17 protein-coding genes and 1 pseudogene are annotated in these 16,281 nt (G+C 52.5%); 9 read left to right on the top strand and 9 right to left on the bottom strand.

The window, feature by feature from the left end:
* Positions 1-16: 16 nt before the first annotated feature.
* The 5 genes and pseudogenes from lptE (at position 17) to P0D43_RS07905 (ending at position 4,251) form a co-directional block, all read left to right on the top strand.
* Positions 17-535: an LPS assembly lipoprotein LptE gene (gene lptE, locus P0D43_RS07925; protein WP_159568418.1), complete on the top strand. Its 519-nt coding sequence runs from the start codon at positions 17-19 to the stop codon at positions 533-535.
* On the top strand, positions 532-1,572 hold the full coding sequence (gene holA, locus P0D43_RS07920; RefSeq protein WP_159568417.1) for a DNA polymerase III subunit delta: 1,041 nt from the start codon (positions 532-534) through the stop codon (positions 1,570-1,572). Before lptE ends, holA begins: the two co-directional genes overlap by 4 nt.
* 13 nt (positions 1,573-1,585) lie before the next feature.
* Positions 1,586-2,893, top strand: a complete 1,308-nt coding sequence (locus P0D43_RS07915; RefSeq protein WP_394673688.1) for a glutamate-5-semialdehyde dehydrogenase — start codon at positions 1,586-1,588, stop codon at positions 2,891-2,893.
* Positions 2,874-2,951, top strand: a pseudogene (locus P0D43_RS07910) (CopD family protein); the annotation flags it as partial. The gene P0D43_RS07915 and the pseudogene P0D43_RS07910, both read left to right, overlap by 20 nt.
* Before the next feature lie 16 nt (positions 2,952-2,967).
* Complete coding sequence (locus P0D43_RS07905; RefSeq protein WP_394673687.1) at positions 2,968-4,251, top strand: class I SAM-dependent RNA methyltransferase; 1,284 nt, start codon at positions 2,968-2,970, stop codon at positions 4,249-4,251.
* Between the two features lie 3 nt (positions 4,252-4,254).
* On the opposite strand, the gene P0D43_RS07900 is transcribed toward P0D43_RS07905, so the two are convergent.
* Positions 4,255-4,743 (bottom strand): glutathione peroxidase, encoded by a 489-nt coding sequence (locus P0D43_RS07900; protein WP_159568413.1) that lies wholly within the window; start codon positions 4,741-4,743, stop codon positions 4,255-4,257.
* A 57-nt stretch (positions 4,744-4,800) separates the two neighbouring features.
* Positions 4,801-5,835 carry a type IV pilus twitching motility protein PilT gene (locus P0D43_RS07895; RefSeq protein WP_394673686.1) on the bottom strand — a complete coding sequence of 345 codons (1,035 nt, stop codon included), beginning with the start codon at positions 5,833-5,835 and terminating at the stop codon, positions 4,801-4,803.
* 39 nt (positions 5,836-5,874) lie between these two features.
* Between P0D43_RS07895 and P0D43_RS07890 the strand changes: the two genes are divergently transcribed.
* Positions 5,875-6,588 carry a YggS family pyridoxal phosphate-dependent enzyme gene (locus P0D43_RS07890; RefSeq protein ID WP_394673685.1) on the top strand — a complete coding sequence of 238 codons (714 nt, stop codon included), beginning with the start codon at positions 5,875-5,877 and terminating at the stop codon, positions 6,586-6,588.
* Between the two features lie 15 nt (positions 6,589-6,603).
* Positions 6,604-7,410 carry a pyrroline-5-carboxylate reductase gene (gene proC, locus P0D43_RS07885; protein WP_341236481.1) on the top strand — a complete coding sequence of 269 codons (807 nt, stop codon included), beginning with the start codon at positions 6,604-6,606 and terminating at the stop codon, positions 7,408-7,410.
* 7 nt (positions 7,411-7,417) lie between these two features.
* Here proC and ubiA read toward each other — a convergent pair whose 3' ends face one another.
* The 3 genes from ubiA to P0D43_RS07870 form a co-directional block, all read right to left on the bottom strand.
* Positions 7,418-8,281, bottom strand: coding sequence for a 4-hydroxybenzoate octaprenyltransferase (gene ubiA / locus P0D43_RS07880; RefSeq protein WP_394673684.1), 864 nt, complete (start codon positions 8,279-8,281; stop codon positions 7,418-7,420).
* 3 nt (positions 8,282-8,284) lie between these two features.
* Positions 8,285-9,229, bottom strand: a complete 945-nt coding sequence (locus P0D43_RS07875; protein WP_159568408.1) for a LysR substrate-binding domain-containing protein — start codon at positions 9,227-9,229, stop codon at positions 8,285-8,287.
* Positions 9,230-9,311: 82 nt separating this feature from the next.
* Positions 9,312-11,264 carry an APC family permease gene (locus P0D43_RS07870; RefSeq protein ID WP_341236483.1) on the bottom strand — a complete coding sequence of 651 codons (1,953 nt, stop codon included), beginning with the start codon at positions 11,262-11,264 and terminating at the stop codon, positions 9,312-9,314.
* 134 nt (positions 11,265-11,398) lie between these two features.
* Here P0D43_RS07870 and P0D43_RS07865 point away from each other — a divergent pair, with 134 nt between their 5' ends.
* Together P0D43_RS07865 and recG are read left to right on the top strand one after the other, a co-directional pair.
* Complete coding sequence (locus tag P0D43_RS07865; protein ID WP_159568406.1) at positions 11,399-11,782, top strand: RidA family protein; 384 nt, start codon at positions 11,399-11,401, stop codon at positions 11,780-11,782.
* Between the two features lie 21 nt (positions 11,783-11,803).
* Entirely contained in the window at positions 11,804-13,909 is a 2,106-nt protein-coding gene (gene recG / locus P0D43_RS07860) for an ATP-dependent DNA helicase RecG (RefSeq protein WP_394673683.1), read from the top strand.
* A gap of 88 nt (positions 13,910-13,997) precedes the next feature.
* On the opposite strand, the gene rplS is transcribed toward recG, so the two are convergent.
* The 4 genes from rplS to rpsP form a co-directional block, all read right to left on the bottom strand.
* Positions 13,998-14,378 (bottom strand): 50S ribosomal protein L19, encoded by a 381-nt coding sequence (rplS, locus tag P0D43_RS07855; protein ID WP_159568405.1) that lies wholly within the window; start codon positions 14,376-14,378, stop codon positions 13,998-14,000.
* 125 nt (positions 14,379-14,503) lie between these two features.
* Positions 14,504-15,244 (bottom strand): tRNA (guanosine(37)-N1)-methyltransferase TrmD, encoded by a 741-nt coding sequence (trmD, locus tag P0D43_RS07850; protein ID WP_341236486.1) that lies wholly within the window; start codon positions 15,242-15,244, stop codon positions 14,504-14,506.
* Complete coding sequence (gene rimM, locus P0D43_RS07845) at positions 15,244-15,810, bottom strand: ribosome maturation factor RimM (RefSeq protein WP_394673682.1); 567 nt, start codon at positions 15,808-15,810, stop codon at positions 15,244-15,246. The genes trmD and rimM overlap by 1 nt, the downstream gene beginning before the upstream one ends.
* A gap of 189 nt (positions 15,811-15,999) precedes the next feature.
* Positions 16,000-16,254 carry a 30S ribosomal protein S16 gene (rpsP, locus tag P0D43_RS07840; protein WP_105029926.1) on the bottom strand — a complete coding sequence of 85 codons (255 nt, stop codon included), beginning with the start codon at positions 16,252-16,254 and terminating at the stop codon, positions 16,000-16,002.
* Between the last annotated feature and the right edge of the window lie 27 nt (positions 16,255-16,281).

The following is a 16,281-nucleotide window of genomic DNA, read 5'->3' as shown; positions in this document are numbered from 1 at the left end:
CAAGAAGCGAGTCCTTATGAAACGATTCATTCAAGCCATTGCACTACTGACAACAACCCTTGCGCTGACTGCCTGTGGTTTTCAGCTACGTGGTCAGTACAACTTCGACTTTGAAAAAATCGAATTGCGCGGCATGGAAAATTCGGAAATGAACCGCAATATGGACTTGCAACTTCAGATCTTGAACCTGAAAGTGAATCCTCCGGAAGGCGCACCTTTGAAGCTGAATTTGTTGGGTGAAACACGCGACCGGAGCATTGTGACGTTTAGCGCCACAGGCCGTGCGCGCGAGGTTCGTGTCACCTATGAGTTGGTGTACAGCGTGGTCGACACAAACGGGGACTTCCTGATTGCGACCAGCCAGCTAAGCCAGCGCCGCGAACTCACCTACACCGACGATCAAATCTTGGGCAAGGAAGCCGAAGAAAACCAGCTTTACACCGAAATGCAACGTGACATTGCGCGTCAAATTACCGGGCGGCTAAGCGCGTTACAACTAGGCAATGCGAAAACGACGGGGCAAGCCACGAAGTGAAACAGATTGCGCTCGACACCTGGTTAAACGATGAGGCAAACATCACTTTGCCCCAGTTGCTGTGCGTATTTACTGATGAACCTTTGTTTGCCACCCAAGCTGCTGACCTGTATCGCCAGCGCCTGAAAAAGCAAACTGAATACCAACGCCAAATCGTTGAAGTGGACCGGCAATTCGACCCACAGGAATTTCTGTCCCTGTTTGCCGAGGTTTCCCTGTTTGGTGATGTCTCCCTGGTGGATTTGCGGATTAATCAACCCAAATTGAGCAAGGAAGCGGCCGAAGCCCTGGGCAAAGCAGCCCAATGGATTGCATCTGGCGAGACGGCTCACTGCCTCTTGGTCAGCGCCCCAAAATTAAACAAAACCCAAGAAAAAAGTGCTGGCTTTGCTGACCTGCTCGCCAGGGGAACCGAGATTGCCTGTCGCCCCGTAAGCGCTGACGCATTACCTGGCTGGATCGCGCAATCCGCCAAACGCAAAGGTGTACAACTTACCCGTGAAACATGTGCCTGGCTCGCTGTAAAAACCGAAGGCAATTTGTTGGTGGCGCACCAAACCATTGAAAAACTGGCGATCGAACACCAAGGCACGGTGGATATTGAACAGGTACAAGGCATGGTCGCCAACTCAGCCCGCTTCAATGTATTTGATTTGGGTGGCAGCCTGCTGGCCGGTGACACCAAACGCGTAACGCGCATGATCGAAGGGCTAGAGGCCGAAGGTGAAGCACCCACTCTGGTGTTGTGGGCCTTGCAGGAGGAAATTCGTGCCATTCGCGACACACAGCATGCCATGCGACGCGGAATGTCTTTGTCGGATGCCTGCCGGCAAAATAGAATTTGGGGACAGCGACAAAATCACATCAGTGCCGCACTGAAACGGCACAACCCCGCCAGCCTGCAAAAGCTGACGGCCTGGTGCTACGCCGCTGAAAAAACCATCAAGGGCATGAAACAGGGCAACCCCTGGACCCTGTTTGAAATAATCGGTTTGGGTGTGGCTGGCGTTGAGCCACCCGAACTATGGAATACCTGAACGAGTAAGCATCATGAGCATTGAAGAACAAATTCTGGCTATCGGCAAAAAAGCCCGTGCTGCGGCCGTTGACATGGCCAAAGCCAATACCCACGCCAAAAACCAGGCACTGCTTGAAACCGCCAAACTGATTCGAGCCAACAAGGCCGAACTGACCAAAGCCAATCAGGCTGACATGGCCCAAGCCCAGGCCAACGGCCTGGATGCTGCCTTGCTTGATCGTTTGGCCTTGAGCGACAAAGCCATTGAAACCATGGCCGAAGGCCTGGAGCAAATTGCCCAATTGCCAGATCCAATTGGTGAGATGACCGACTTCAAGAATCGTCCATCCGGCATTCAGGTGGGCAAAATGCGTGTGCCTTTGGGCGTAATCGGCATCATCTATGAAAGCCGCCCCAACGTGACCGTGGACGCGGCAGGCCTGTGCATCAAATCAGGCAATGCCACCATTCTTCGTGGCGGTTCCGAAGCATTTCGCTGCAATCAGGCTTTGGCCGCAATCGTGGCCCAAGGGCTGGAGGCCGCAGGTTTACCTGCCGATGCCGTACAGGTGATCGATACCACCGATCGAGCCGCCGTGGGCACTCTGATCACAATGACACAATACGTGGACGTGATTGTGCCCCGTGGTGGCAAAGGCTTGATTGAACGCATTTCCCGCGATGCCAAAGTGCCTGTAATCAAGCACCTGGACGGCATTTGCCATGTATTCATCGACGAGTCGGCAAACCTGACCCATGCAGTGAATATTGCCGAGAATGCGAAATCCCGCCGCTACGGCACCTGCAACACCATGGAAACGCTCTTGGTTCATACCCATGTGGCCAAGCCCGTTCTTGCGGAACTTGCGCAGCGTTATGCTGCCAAAAGTGTTGAACTGCGTGGCTGCAAACGCACCATGGCTTTGTTGCCATCAGTTAAGGCCGCCACCGAAGAAGACTGGAACACGGAATACCTGGCACCGATTTTGTCGATCAAGGTGGTCGATAGCCTGGATGAAGCCATTGCGCACATTAACCAATATGGCTCTCAACACACCGACAGCATCGTGACCGAAAACCACAGCCACGCCATGCGCTTTATTCGGGAAGTGGATTCGGCCTCTGTGATGGTGAACACCTCCACCCGTCTTGCCGACGGTTTTGAATACGGTTTGGGGGCTGAAATTGGTATTTCTACCGATAAACTGCACGCCCGTGGCCCTGTGGGATTGGAAGGATTAACCAGCAAGAAATACATACTACAGTTGTGGTCGTATTCTGCGCAAATTCGAAGCAGGCCAAAACACGCGCAGCCACACCTACTTCCGCTGGTTCAATGAAGTACCCGTGGTGCTCATGGCCATCGCCATCATTCTGGTGGTTGTTAAACCGTTCTAATTTTTAAAAGCAATTCATGCCCAATTCAAATCAACACAACTCCACCAAGCAAAGCGTATTCAAATGTTTTGCAAGTTGCCCGCGCGGTCTGGAAGAAATTCTGGTGGCTGAACTGGAAACCATGGGTGCACAAAAAACACGTGCAGTCACGGGCGGCTGCACCTTCGAGGCCAGCTGGCGCCAAGCCACCCGCATGACCTACTGGAGCCGCTTTGCAGGCCGTATTGGCCTGGAATTGGCGCGGGGTGAATGCACGAACGAAGAACAGTTTTACAACATCGCCAAATCGGTTGATTGGTACAACTGGTTCAAACTGTCGAATACTTTCCGCGTTGACTTGAACAATTTGGGTGCCGATATTCAAAGCGTGCGTTTCACGCAGCTTCGCCTTAAAGACGCAGTGTGCGATGCATTCCTGGAACGATTCGACGAGCGTCCGAACGTGAGCGTGGAAGCACCCGATGTGCGCATTTTCGCAGCGATTAACCCCACGGAAGCGATGGTGTACATCGACCTGGCTGGTGAAAACCTGTTCAAACGTGGCTGGCGAGAAGAAGCGGGTGTAGCGCCGTTGAAGGAAAACCTGGCTGCAGGCCTTTGGCACATTGCGCGCCAAAGTGAAGCCGGCAAGAACGCCAATGCATTCCTTGACCCGTTTTGTGGAAGCGGCACCTTGGTGATCGAATCACTTTCACAATTGTGCGACCGAGCACCGGGCCTTGAGCGCGCCTTTGCATTTGAAAACCTGAAGCCTTTCACGCCAGAATGGGGCAAAGAACTTCAGGAAGACGCCAACCGACGCTTCAATGCGGGCTTGGACAAAGCACTGACCACGCCTCACTTTCCGTGGTATGCCAGCGACATTACCGAATTGCTGATCGAGATTGCAAAAGAAAATTTAGCGCGAGCCGGTTTCGAAGAACTGCTCGATGCTGGCATTGTGCAATTTGCACAGCGCGATGCGCTCACCGTAGAGCCACCAGCTGCCAACGGCATTGTGTTCAGCAACCCACCTTACGGCGAACGGGTTCGCGCAAAAGGTGCCGATGTGCCCGAGGACGAAGCCTACGAACGGCTGTTCAAGGCGTATGGCGATCATTTGAAAATGAATTTCTCGGGCTGGACCGCCTTTTTGTTCTCTGGCGATCTGGAAATCAAGAAAACGCTGGGCTTAAGCCCCAAGCGCAAACGCCCATTGTTCAATGGGCCGATTGAATGCCGCCTGTTTGAAATTCCGTTGACCCGTGGTGTTTATCGTCCACGGGCCAGTGGGGACAGCCCCGAACCTCAGGAAAACTGAGGTTTATTCAGCCAGCAGCTTGCCAATGTCGGCTTTCAGATCAGCCGGCTTGGTGGTGGGGGCGTAACGGTCATACACCTCACCATTTTTGCGTACCAAAAACTTCGTGAAGTTCCACTTGATGGCCTCGGTGCCCAAAATGCCCTTGGCCTGAGAAGTGAGGTACTTGAACAAAGGGTGTGCGTCGCTGCCCTTGACGTCTACTTTCTCGGCCATCAAAAAGTCCACACCGTAATTCTTCTGGCAAAAACTGGCGATCACCTCTTCAGTGCCAGGCTCTTGCCCGCCAAACTGGTTGCACGGAAATCCGATAATCACCAAACCCTTTTGGCCCAATTCTTTGTGCAGTTCCTGCAAACCTTCGTACTGGGGCGTAAATCCACATTTGCTGGCCGTATTCACAATCAGCAACACCTTGCCCTGAAAATCGGCCAGGCTCAGGGGTTTGCCATCCAGCGTTTTGCCAGAGAATTCATACACATTGTTCGCCATGGGAATTGCCTTTCAAGTGTTTGTTGAAAGGCAAGTTTACCTGCAAACCTGAATGGCTCAAGGTTGGTTGGACCCTGAAATAACGCTCATGGCCACTTCTCGAGTAATCCTTCCAGTCATCAAAAGCCGCTGTACCGCCTGCTCCATGGTTTGCATGCCATGCTGCGAACCGGTTTGAATCGAGGACAACATTTGCGCCACCTTGCCTTCACGAATCAAATTTCGAATCGGCGGTGTGGCCATCATAATTTCGTGAGCCGCAACTCGACCACCGCCCTGCTTTTTCAGCAAGGTTTGGCAAATCACAGGGCGCAGTGATTCCGACAACATGGCGCGCACCATGCTTTTGTCAGCCGAAGGAAATGCATCAATAATTCGATCGATGGTTTTGGGTGCCGAGGATGTGTGCAGGGTTGCAAACACCAGGTGACCAGTTTCTGCGGCAGTCAGCGCAAGCTGAATGGTTTCAAGATCCCGCATTTCTCCCACCAGAATAACGTCTGGATCTTCCCGCAACGCAGACCTTAAAGCCGCGCCAAAAGAATGGGTGTGCTCGCCAAGTTCTCGCTGGTTGATAACGCAATTCATCGGCGTGTGGGTGAACTCAATGGGATCCTCAATGGTCAGAATGTGCGCTTTCTGGTTGCGGTTCACATCATCCACCATCGCAGCCAAAGTGGTGCTTTTGCCTGAACCGGTTGGCCCGGTTACCAGCACCAGTCCATTCGGTTCGCGTGCAATTTGTCGAAACACCGCTGGCGCTTCAAGTTCCTCCAGTGTTTTTACGCGGCTGGGTACCACACGAAATGCAGCGGCAGCCCCCCTGCTCTGCATGAACGCATTCACACGAAATCGCGACAGACCTTCCACCGAAAAGCTGTAATCACATTCATGAGACTGCTCCCAGCCTTGCCACTGAGCCTCGGTCATTGACCCTTGAATCAATCGATAAATTTCACGATGGCCCAATACTGACTCGCTCAATTTCCGCATTTCACCGTTCACACGAATCATCGGCGGCATGTCCGCCGACAAATGCAAATCCGATGCATGTTCTTCCACAGCCCAGGTCAACAGTTCGGTCAGTGTCATGTGGCTATAATCTCCTTTTAAGCATTGAATTGATGCACCATGAACCGAGCCACACAATTGGCTGACATTCAAAGCAGAATTGCAGCCGCATGCAGCAAAGCTGGTCGACCTGACTCGGCTGTCAAACTGCTGGCAGTCAGTAAAACTTTTCCCTTAAGCGACATTCTTGAGTTTCACAGCTGCGGCCAAACCTCTTTTGGTGAAAATTACCTGCAGGAAGCCTTGGATAAAATCACCCAGCTGGCTGATCCCCCCAATGCGCAAACAACGGGTACCCATATTGACTGGCATTTCATTGGCCCAATTCAAAGCAACAAAACGAAGCCGATCGCAGAAAACTTTTCATGGGTGCACAGCGTTGATCGCTTGAAGATCGCGCAGCGGCTGTCTGAACAACGACCAGCAAACCTTCCTCCATTGAATGTACTGGTGCAAATCAACACCTCGGGCGAAGACAGCAAATCAGGGGTCAACCCGGATCAGGCCATTGATCTTTGCATGGCAATTCAAGGCATGAAGAACCTGGCGCTGCGCGGCTTGATGACCATACCCAGCAACACCGACAACACAGACCAACTAAAAATTGAATTCTTGAAATGCAAATCCGTATTCGATGCGCTCAATGTGCAAGGATTGAAACTGGACACGCTTTCAATGGGCATGTCCGCAGACCTTGAATTGGCCATTGAATGTGGATCAAGCTGCGTGCGTGTGGGTTCTGCCCTGTTTGGCGCACGCGACTACTCAAAATAAACACACGGAATCACTATGCAGAACACTCTATTCATCGGTGGCGGCAACATGGCTTTCGCCATTCTTGGCGGTTTGATTGGCAATGGCGCACCTGCCAGCGCATTTCATGTGGTTGATCCCAGCGCGGAAGCTGCCTCAAAAATGTCCACACTGAAAATCGGCTGCTCCACAGACTGGCCCGATCACTTCAGCCCTGAAGTGGTCGTACTTGCCGTGAAACCTCAAATGATGCAACAGGTGCTCAACAGCCAGGCAAACAATTTGAAAAACAGCTTGATTGTCAGCATTGCTGCTGGGGTCAGCGTGGCTCAAATTCAAGACTGGAGCCAGCAGCACCAGGCGCGGGTGGTACGTTGCATGCCCAACACGCCAGCATTGGTATCACAGGGCATATCGGGCTTGTATTTCACTGCCAATTGCTCTGAAAGCGATCGAAGCCTGGCCAGGCAAATTTTCAGCAGCTGCGGCGAGGTACTGGTGCTCAACAACGAAGATGAAATCAATGCAGTCACCGCCATTTCAGGCAGTGGGCCAGGCTATGTATTCTTTCTCATGGAAGCATTGGCGCAAGCCGCAAAAAATCTGGGATTTGACGACGCGCAAGCCAACTTGCTGGTTAGTCAAACTTTTTTGGGAGCCGCCACACTGGCCAAGCAGTCAGACGATTCATTCGCCACCCTGCGGGAGAAAGTCACCAGCAAGGGAGGTACCACCTTCGCCGGCCTGGAACAGTTGCGCACACTGGGTGTGCAAGAAGCAATTAACAGCGCAGCCAAGGCAGCCTGTGCACGTGCTGTGGAGCTGCAAAAAGGTAGCAACTAAATTTAACTCAGAGGTACTGAAGCACCAGGCCCGCAAACAAGGCAGCGCCCAGCCAGTTGTTGTGTAAGAACGCTTTAAAACACAGCGCACGGTCTCGATTGCGAATCAGGGTGAAATGGTAAACAGCGATACCCACCGCACAAACCCAACCCAACCAGAAAGCCGGGCCATAAGCCTGCAAGCTGGCCACCCAAGCCCAAATCAACAGGCTGGCTGCGTAGCACACCACAATGCCCGCTATGTCGTATCGGCCCAGCGTAATGGCAGCAGTTTTTATATCCAGTTTCAAATCGTCTGGCTTGTCGACCAATGCGTATTCCGTGTCGTAAGCCACTGTCCAAAATACATTGGCAACAAAAATCAACCACGCGTACGCGGGCACAGTGCCCTGAACTGCGACAAAAGCCATGGGAATCGAGAAACCAAACGCAATGCCCAAATAAGCCTGCGGCATCGGGAAAAAACGCTTGGTAAACGGGTAGCTGCCAGCCAAAAAGGCTGCGGGAATACTCATCAAAATAACCGGCCAGCCCAAGGGCAAGGTAATCAGCAAAGCCACAATTGCCAAAGCCGCCGCCAACAGCAAAGCCTCTTTTGCAGCAATTCGCCCACTGGTCAAAGGTCGGTTGCGGGTACGTTCCACATGCAAGTCAATGTCACGGTCCGCATAATCGTTAATCGCGCACCCCGCCGAACGCATCAACACCACACCGGCAACAAATATCAACAGCACATGCCAAGGCGGCATGCCTTCTGCGGCCATCCACAAGCCCCAAAGGGTGGGCCACATCAAGAGCAATATCCCGATGGGTTTGTCCAGGCGCAACAGCAAATAATAGTCTCGCAAGCGGGCCTTGTTCAAAACAGCCATTGCTTAACGCACCATTTGAGGTGCATCAAGAAACTCAACACCGTTTAAATCACATTCCATGATCGCAACGCGCAAGGCCTCAAGCGCTTCACGCCGACCAAAACTTTTACGCCATACCAATGCCACAGTTCGCCGCGTGTCATCATCGGCAAGCGGTATATACGTGAGCAAGCTTTCCTTAGGTACTGGGTTTGGCACAGAGCTGGAAGGCAGAACTGTAATTCCCACACCAGACGCAACCATGTGGCGAATCGTTTCAAGTGAACTGCCTTCAAAGGTGCGCTGAATGCCTTCGGACGACTGCGAGAATCGTGACAGCTCCGGACACACACCCAAAACCTGATCCCTGAAGCAATGTCCCGTGCCCAGCAAAAGCATGTTCTCGCTGCGCAGGTCATCTGACCTGATTGTTTCTTCGTTGGACCAACGGTGAGACTTGGGCAAAGCAACCATGAAAGGCTCATCGTACAAAGGCTGAATCACAAATCCCGATTCATTGATCGGTAATGCCAAAACAGCCACATCGATTTCACCCTGTTTCAGCAACTCGAGCAGGCGCACCGTGAAATTTTCTTGCAACACCAAGGGCATGGAGGGCACGCGTTCAATCATGCTGGACACCAGACCGGGCAACAAATAGGGCCCAATGGTATAAATTACGCCCACGCGCAACGGGCCCGCCAACGGGTCCATACCCTGCTGCGCAATACTTTTGATTGCCGAGGCTTCTTCGAGCACGCGCTGTGCCTGAACCACGATGCGTTCACCCACCGGTGTCAGCGACACCTCATTGGAGCCTCGCTCAAACAAGGAAACACTGAGCTCTTCTTCAAGCTTTTTGATGGCCACGGACAAAGTTGGCTGGCTGACAAAACAGGCATCAGCCGCACGGCCGAAATGCTTTTCGCGAGCCAAAGCGACGATGTACTTGAGTTCGGTGAGGGTCATTTAGTTTTTCTATCAAAACATCGAGTACGATTATTATTGCAAACGCAGCCCCATGAAGCAACACATCTTTTGATTAAAACCCTTAAAGTCGCATGGGCAGAATAACCATTTGCTGACCTGCATTGTGCAAGCGGCGTTGAAGTTCCAGCGCCGCCTGGTTGTGCAATAGTCGAGTCAAAATATTCTCGTTCTCAAATACCAGTTTGCTGGTAAAGAAAATTGCATTCGGGTGATTCTCGGCAACCACCTTCGCCAGGTTCGTTAACTCTTCCACGGCATCGGTGCCGAACGACAAATAGCTCTTGGCACGTAATCCATGGCTGCGGCAAAAATTCACAAAGTAATTCAGTGACACCGACGCATCAACTCGCATGGCTTCAAGTGCCTCACGACCACCGTATGCCTTGGAATCCACGGTGCGCGCATTCATGAATACAAAATTCTGGAAGTGGTTTGGAAACATGCGCTGCACCCAAAGCAATGCGTGTAAACCACCGCCACGGCTATTGCCCACAATGAATACTGCGGTGTTGCCATCAGGAATCAACTCAGGCGGCGAATGCGCCGAGCCATATTGCGCCATGGCAAACACTTCGTCGATCTTCGTAATTTTATCTTTGGTTTCCCGGTAGTGATTGCGTACCCACAGGCACACCAACACCACTACCGTGGTGATCAGCATCGTGATCCACCCCCCTTGAAAAAACTGGGTAATGATGGTTCCCAGCAAAATGGAAGCAGACACAGCAAAGCCCAGCGAAGCTGACAAAAATCCTTTGACGAAACGCTTCTCGTGGCGATTTTTAAGCCAGTAAACACACAGCCCCAACATGGAGAGGCTGAACACGATAAACACATTGATCGAGAACAGCACCACCAATAAATCCACATTGGCATCGCTCAGGTAGATGGCCAGCAAGGCCAACCCGCCCATTAGCATGATTCCGTTCTTGGTCACAAAACGATTGGACAGGTAACGGAACTGGTGGGGCAACCAGGAATCAATCGCCATGGTCGACAACACCCGCGGACCCACTACAAATGCAACGTGCGCGGCCAGCAGCAACACGGCTGTCTCAAGCCCCAGCATCACCAACAAGCCCAAAATGACATAGGGCCAGTCCCAGCCAATGTCAGTGAACACCCTTTCAAACAAAACACCATTTAAAGCCATGGTGGGCTCAATGTTCACGTCCCACAGGGAATACAGGGCCGCAAGGCTTGCTGCAGCAAAGGCCAGCGCGCAGGCCACATAAGCCAACATCTTCCGACGGTTCTCGCTGCTTTGCCGGTAGCGGCTTAGCTGCACCGTATCCGAAGCCGCCTCAATGCCAGTGTAAGTGCCACCACCCAGAAAAAAACCACGCGCGAAAATTGCCAGAACTGGCAACCAGCCAAACGTGCTCAGATCCGATTGCGTGGTTTCAATGCTGCGGGTGACTACGCCACCGATGTCCTGAAAATGATCAGAAAAACCCACCAGGATAAACACAAGATGTGTGAGCAGAAATGCGACAAACAAATACTTGAAAGGCTTCAAGTTCAAATGTCGACCTTGTATGTGGAAATTCATCAAACCCAGCATCAAAGCCATGGAAACCCACACCCGGTACTCGTAAAAGTACGGCGGCAAAAAACTGAACATTAAATGAGTGGACGCACTAATGCCCAAAGCCACCATCAACACATAGTCCACCAACAGCGCCGCGCCTGCGATCAGACCCACCCTGGGGCCGAGCAAATTGGTGGCCATGGCGTAACCACCGCCACCCTTGGGAAAGAGTTCGGTGACACGGAAATAAGTCAGGGAAACAAGAAGAATGGACAGGGCTGTTAACAAGCCCAAGAACAACAACAGATGGCGGGAATCACCAAGCGCCTTGAACGACTCCTCGGGTCCAAACGCGACAGAGGCCAAACCACAGGCGCCTACAGCAACCCAGGCATACTTTTCCGAGAAAATATCATCACGCTCATTCGCCTCGAGAGACGACGATGCGGAGCGTGGCGAAGCCGGTTTTTGGGTTTGACTCATGCGTACATTGCAGCGCAACAAACAAGTCGGGTATGGTATACCGTCCCCAAGGGCAACACAATGCACCGCTCGGCGTTATCATTGCAAATGAACGCATTTAGATTCCTTTACCCAAACACTCTCCAATTCTGAACATGACACAAGCCACCGTTGTATCTACCTCCAAAGCCCCGGCAGCAATCGGGCCCTACAGCCAAGCCATCAAACTGGGCAACCTGGTTTTTACATCAGGCCAGATCGGCCTGAACCCAGCCACCGGCGACCTGGTGGGCCCTGGCACTGAAGAACAGGCTCGCCAAGCCTTCACCAATTTGAAAGCGGTGGCCGAAGAAGCTGGTGGAAGTCTTGCCAATGTTGTGAAATTCACCTTGTTTCTAACCGACTTAAGCGAATTCGCGCAGGTGAACGCCATCATGCAGGAATATGTCTCGGCTCCCTTCCCAGCCCGTTCCACAGTGGGTGTAGCCAGCCTGCCCAAAGGTGCACGTTTTGAAGTCGAAGCCATTCTGGCACTGTAACCGCGCACCCAAGCCACGCCCTTGAGCGCAGCAGCCCCCATTCAAAAGCCAGACTTCGAGGAGCTGTTGCCGCTGCCCCTCGCCATCGCGGATGCAGTCAGCGGACTGCTCACCGCACCGCACTGGATGGGGCTGGCGCTTCACCTGCCTCTTCGTTTCGAAGACAAGGCCTCGATCACCGCCATGGATTCTCTTCAGGTGGGCCAGAAGGTCAACCTGCTCGCCACCGTCGTGGGAACTGAAGTTCAATACCACCCACGCAAACAGCTTCGGGTTTGGGTTGAAGACGGCGACACCACGCTTCTTTTGCGCTGGCTCCACTTTTACCCCGGCCTCCAGCAAAAGCTCAGCGAGGGCAGTCGAATTCAGATCAGCGGACAAATTCGCCAAGGCTATGGCACCTTCGAGATGGTGCACCCAACGGTGAAAATCGCGCCGCCGGGCGCCTTCGACGAACCCAACATTTCGACAAATCAAACTGCAGCCAGTGCCGATGCCGTACTGGAGCCGGTCTACCCCAGCACGGGGCAACTCAAGCAAGGCGATTGGCACCGATGGATGAAAAAACTGCCGGCAGCTTGCTTCATCGACACCCTGCCTTTGGCCCAGTGCAAAAAGTACAAGCTCTTGCCCTGGCCCGTCGCTTTGCAAACCTTGCATGGCCAGGCCAAGCCTGAAGAACTTTATGACTTGAACTTGCGCACCCACCCAGCCTGGAGCCGGGTGAAGGTGGATGAAATGCTGGCCCAGCAACTTTTGTTGCGAGAATATCGCCAACAGCGCACCCAAGAAAAAGCCAGTCCGTTGAAACCAACTAAAGCAGGACTGGTTCAGAAATTCATCAATCAACTACCGTTTCAATTAACAGGTGCCCAAGAACGCGCCAGCAAGGAAATTTTTGACGATCTCCGCCAACCCTACCCAATGCAACGTTTGCTTCAAGGCGATGTCGGGAGCGGAAAAACACTGGTGGCGGCACTAGCGTGCCTGCGCGCCATAGAAAACGGCAAGCAAGCTGCAATACTGGCCCCCACCGAGGTTTTGGCTGCGCAGCACCACCACAAGCTCACCCCCTTGTTTAATGCCGTGGGCGTGCGTTGCGCAAAGTTACAAGGGGCCATGAAGAAAAGCGAGAAAGATCGCACGCTGAAAGCGCTGGCAGCCGGTGAAATCGATGTTGTTATTGGTACGCATGCCCTGGTTCAGGACAACGTTGAATTCAAAGCCCTGGCCTTGGTTGTGGTGGATGAACAGCACCGTTTCGGAGTCGCCCAACGTCTCTCACTCATCGCCAAAGCCAGCGATGGCCATTTGGCACATCAACTCATGATGAGTGCCACGCCAATTCCACGCACCCTGGCACAAACCTATTTGTCAGACCTCGCCGTCTCGAATCTGGACGAAAAACCACCAGGCCGAAAACCCATCATCACCAAACTGCTGTCCCAAAAAAAACGGGATCAGCTTATTTCAGCCATTGAAGGCGAGATTAACAAAGGGCAACAGGTGTACTGGGTATGCCCTCTGATTGAAGAAAGTGAGACACTCGACCTGCAGGCCGCGCAGGCCACCTACAACGACCTGTGTGAACAACTGCCCACCCGTAAAATTGGCCTGCTTCACGGCAAACAGGACAACAAACTCAAACAGACCACCATGGCGGCCTTTGCAGCCGGTGAAATCGATCTGCTGGTATCCACTACCGTGATCGAAGTGGGCGTTGATGTGGGCAATGCAAGCTTGATGGTCATTGATCAAGCCGAACGTTTTGGGCTGGCACAACTTCACCAGCTGCGGGGCCGTGTTGGCCGGGGTAGCGTGCAAAGTGTGTGCGTGCTGCTGTACGGCGGGCCATTGTCGAATACGTCAAAATTACGCTTGAAAGCCATGCACGAAAGCGATGATGGTTTTTATCTGGCTGAAAAAGACCTTGAAATCCGGGGGCCTGGTGAATTGCTGGGCAAGCGGCAATCTGGTTTACCCATGATGCGTTACGCCGACCCACTGGTGGACAAAGACTTACTGGAATTGGCGAGAACCCTGGCTCAACAAATGCCCAGGAATGCGGACAACACTCGCCGGCATATTCAACGGTGGATTGAAGAAACACCCTGGTGGCTAAGCTGAAAATGAGTTGAAAACAAAAAAGCCAGTTCACGGGGAACTGGCTTTTTGGTGCTACCCGGGCATAACGCCCTGGTGAACTGCAAATCGCTTATTTAGCAGCTTGCTTGTTCACACGGTTAGGCAACTTTTCCTTGATACGTGCAGACTTGCCTGAACGATCGCGCAGGTAGTACAGCTTGGCGCGGCGAACATCACCACGACGCTTCACTTCGATCTTTTCAATCGAGGGTGAGTACAGCTGGAATGTACGCTCAACACCTTCGCCAGAGGAAATCTTGCGAACGATGAAAGAGGAATTCAAACCACGATTGCGACGAGCAATTACTACGCCTTCGTACGCTTGCAAACGTGAACGTGTGCCTTCGATTACACGAACACTCACGATCACTGTGTCGCCGGGGGCGAACGCAGGGATCTCTTTACCCAAACGAGCAATTTCTTCTTGCTCAAGTTGTTGAATCAAATTCATTGATAGCTCCAAGTCATCATTCACGGGCTTTATTGACTCAATTAATTGAGAGTGCACCGCCAGAGGATGAAAAAATTAAAAGGTGTATGCCTGCCAATTCGACATTGTGCAAAGCAGCCACCAACCTAGACCTTTTTGCCAGCTTTCCCTGCTTGACTACATGAATCAGGAGCAAGAGCCTCTAGCAACTCCGGTCGAAAGCGTTCTGTATAAGCTTTCGCTTGCTCAAAACGCCAACTCTCTATTTTCGCATGATTTCCAGACAAAAGCACGTCTGGAACTGCTTTATTTTCAAAAACTTCCGGTCGGGTGTAGTGCGGACAATCCAGCAAACCCGACTCAAATGAATCTTGCGTGGCAGACAAGGCATGATTCAACACGTCGGGAAGCAGGCGTACCCAGGCATCCACAAAGCAGGCCACCGCCAGCTCGCCACCTGAAAGTACGAAATCACCCAAGCAATAGGTTTGATCCACATACTCGTCAATAAACCGCTGATCTACACCCTCGTAGCGACCACACAGTAAAATTGCGCCCAAACCCTGATCGCTCAAAGCCCGAATAGTGGCCTGCTTCAACAAAGGACCGTGGGGGGTTAAAAACACCACAGGCGCCTGATCACCGCGGGCAGCACGAATGGCATTGACACAACGCACCAGTGGCTCGGCCAGCATTACCATGCCAGGCCCACCGCCATAGGGTCGGTCATCAACCGTGCGGTGAGGGTCATCGGTAAAATCACGAGGATTCCAGCAATTCAGCTCGAACAGCTGTTTTTTCAGCGCCCTGCCAACAACACCCAATTCGATCAGATTTGGAAATTGATCGGGGAAAAGGGTAATGACATCAAAGCGCGAGCCGGACATCAGTAATCTTCCTGCCAATCCGCTTGAATTTGCTTGGACTGAGTGTCCACATTCAAAACATACGCGGCCACGAATGGAACCAGTATTTCCTGCTCAGCATCGCCCTTGACCAACAAAATTGGATGCGCACCGTGGTCAACCACCTGCACCACCGTGCCCAATACCTTGTTTTGCAAGTTACTTACCGTGCAACCCACCAAATCAACCCAGTAGTACTCACCCTCAGCAGGTGCGGGAAAACGAGACCGCGACACATAAACCCGACGTCCCTTGAACTGAGCGGCAAGTTCTGGCTGTTCAATGCCTTCCAGGTGCGCAACAATGCGACTGGAGTGCGGCTTGCTTTGCAAGACGCGAAATGGCTCAAACACCAAGTCCTCGAACTTCGGTTGCGCTGCGCGACGAATTGCGGCCCCTTCCGTGACTGGCAAGCGTGAAACCCACCATTGCTTGCTCTTGAGCAATACGTCCGGCTCTTCAGACGAAGGCAGCACATTGAGCCAACCCTTCAGGCCGTAAGGCTCGCCAATTCTGCCCAGTTCTACCAAATCGTCAGGTACGTTCATGCTCAGTGTCCAAACCTTAGTGTCACAACATCAGCCCACAATGGGTACTTCGCAAAACCAAAAACAAAAGTCCGCGAACGTATCATCCACGGACTTTGTATACCAACCTGCTTTCTGACTCAACCGCACCCCTGAACACACCGGTTTTAGAGGTACCTGACTCAGAAAGCTTAGCTCAAGCGGCTAAACTCAAGCGGCTTGTTTGGCGTTGTATTCACCAACCAGGCGCTCTACTGTTGAAGAGCACTGTGCGCCAACGCTTTTCCAGTAGGTCAAGCGATCCATGGCAATGCGCAGGCCTTCTGAACCTGCAGGCGCTACCGGGTTGTAAAAGCCGATACGCTCGATGAAACGGCCATCGCGACGGTTGCGTGAATCAGCAGCCACCAGGCTATAAAATGGGCGCTTTTTAGAACCACCACGTGCGAGTCGAATGACGACCATAATTTCCTCTATTAAATTAGTGCCTGC

This window comes from Limnobacter sp., from assembly GCF_043511195.1.
In the GTDB taxonomy this organism is placed as follows: Bacteria; Pseudomonadota; Gammaproteobacteria; order Burkholderiales; family Burkholderiaceae_B; genus Limnobacter.
The sequence above is the reverse complement of the archived record's forward strand: the minus strand, read 5'-3'. Positions and strand labels throughout refer to the sequence as shown.

Bases quoted from the DNA above. Each gene is read 5' to 3' on its own strand.
- lptE (WP_159568418.1), top strand. From the start codon at position 17: ATGAAACGATTCATTCAAGCCATTGCACTACTGACAACAACCCTTGCG.
- P0D43_RS07915 (WP_394673688.1), top strand. From the start codon at position 1,586: ATGAGCATTGAAGAACAAATTCTGGCTATCGGCAAAAAAGCCCGTGCT.
- P0D43_RS07905 (WP_394673687.1), top strand. From the start codon at position 2,968: ATGCCCAATTCAAATCAACACAACTCCACCAAGCAAAGCGTATTCAAA.
- P0D43_RS07900 (WP_159568413.1), bottom strand. From the start codon at position 4,743: ATGGCGAACAATGTGTATGAATTCTCTGGCAAAACGCTGGATGGCAAA.
- P0D43_RS07895 (WP_394673686.1), bottom strand. From the start codon at position 5,835: ATGACACTGACCGAACTGTTGACCTGGGCTGTGGAAGAACATGCATCG.
- P0D43_RS07890 (WP_394673685.1), top strand. From the start codon at position 5,875: ATGAACCGAGCCACACAATTGGCTGACATTCAAAGCAGAATTGCAGCC.
- proC (WP_341236481.1), top strand. From the start codon at position 6,604: ATGCAGAACACTCTATTCATCGGTGGCGGCAACATGGCTTTCGCCATT.
- ubiA (WP_394673684.1), bottom strand. From the start codon at position 8,281: ATGGCTGTTTTGAACAAGGCCCGCTTGCGAGACTATTATTTGCTGTTG.
- P0D43_RS07875 (WP_159568408.1), bottom strand. From the start codon at position 9,229: ATGACCCTCACCGAACTCAAGTACATCGTCGCTTTGGCTCGCGAAAAG.
- P0D43_RS07870 (WP_341236483.1), bottom strand. From the start codon at position 11,264: ATGAGTCAAACCCAAAAACCGGCTTCGCCACGCTCCGCATCGTCGTCT.
- P0D43_RS07865 (WP_159568406.1), top strand. From the start codon at position 11,399: ATGACACAAGCCACCGTTGTATCTACCTCCAAAGCCCCGGCAGCAATC.
- rplS (WP_159568405.1), bottom strand. From the start codon at position 14,378: ATGAATTTGATTCAACAACTTGAGCAAGAAGAAATTGCTCGTTTGGGT.
- trmD (WP_341236486.1), bottom strand. From the start codon at position 15,244: ATGTCCGGCTCGCGCTTTGATGTCATTACCCTTTTCCCCGATCAATTT.
- rimM (WP_394673682.1), bottom strand. From the start codon at position 15,810: ATGAACGTACCTGACGATTTGGTAGAACTGGGCAGAATTGGCGAGCCT.
- rpsP (WP_105029926.1), bottom strand. From the start codon at position 16,254: ATGGTCGTCATTCGACTCGCACGTGGTGGTTCTAAAAAGCGCCCATTT.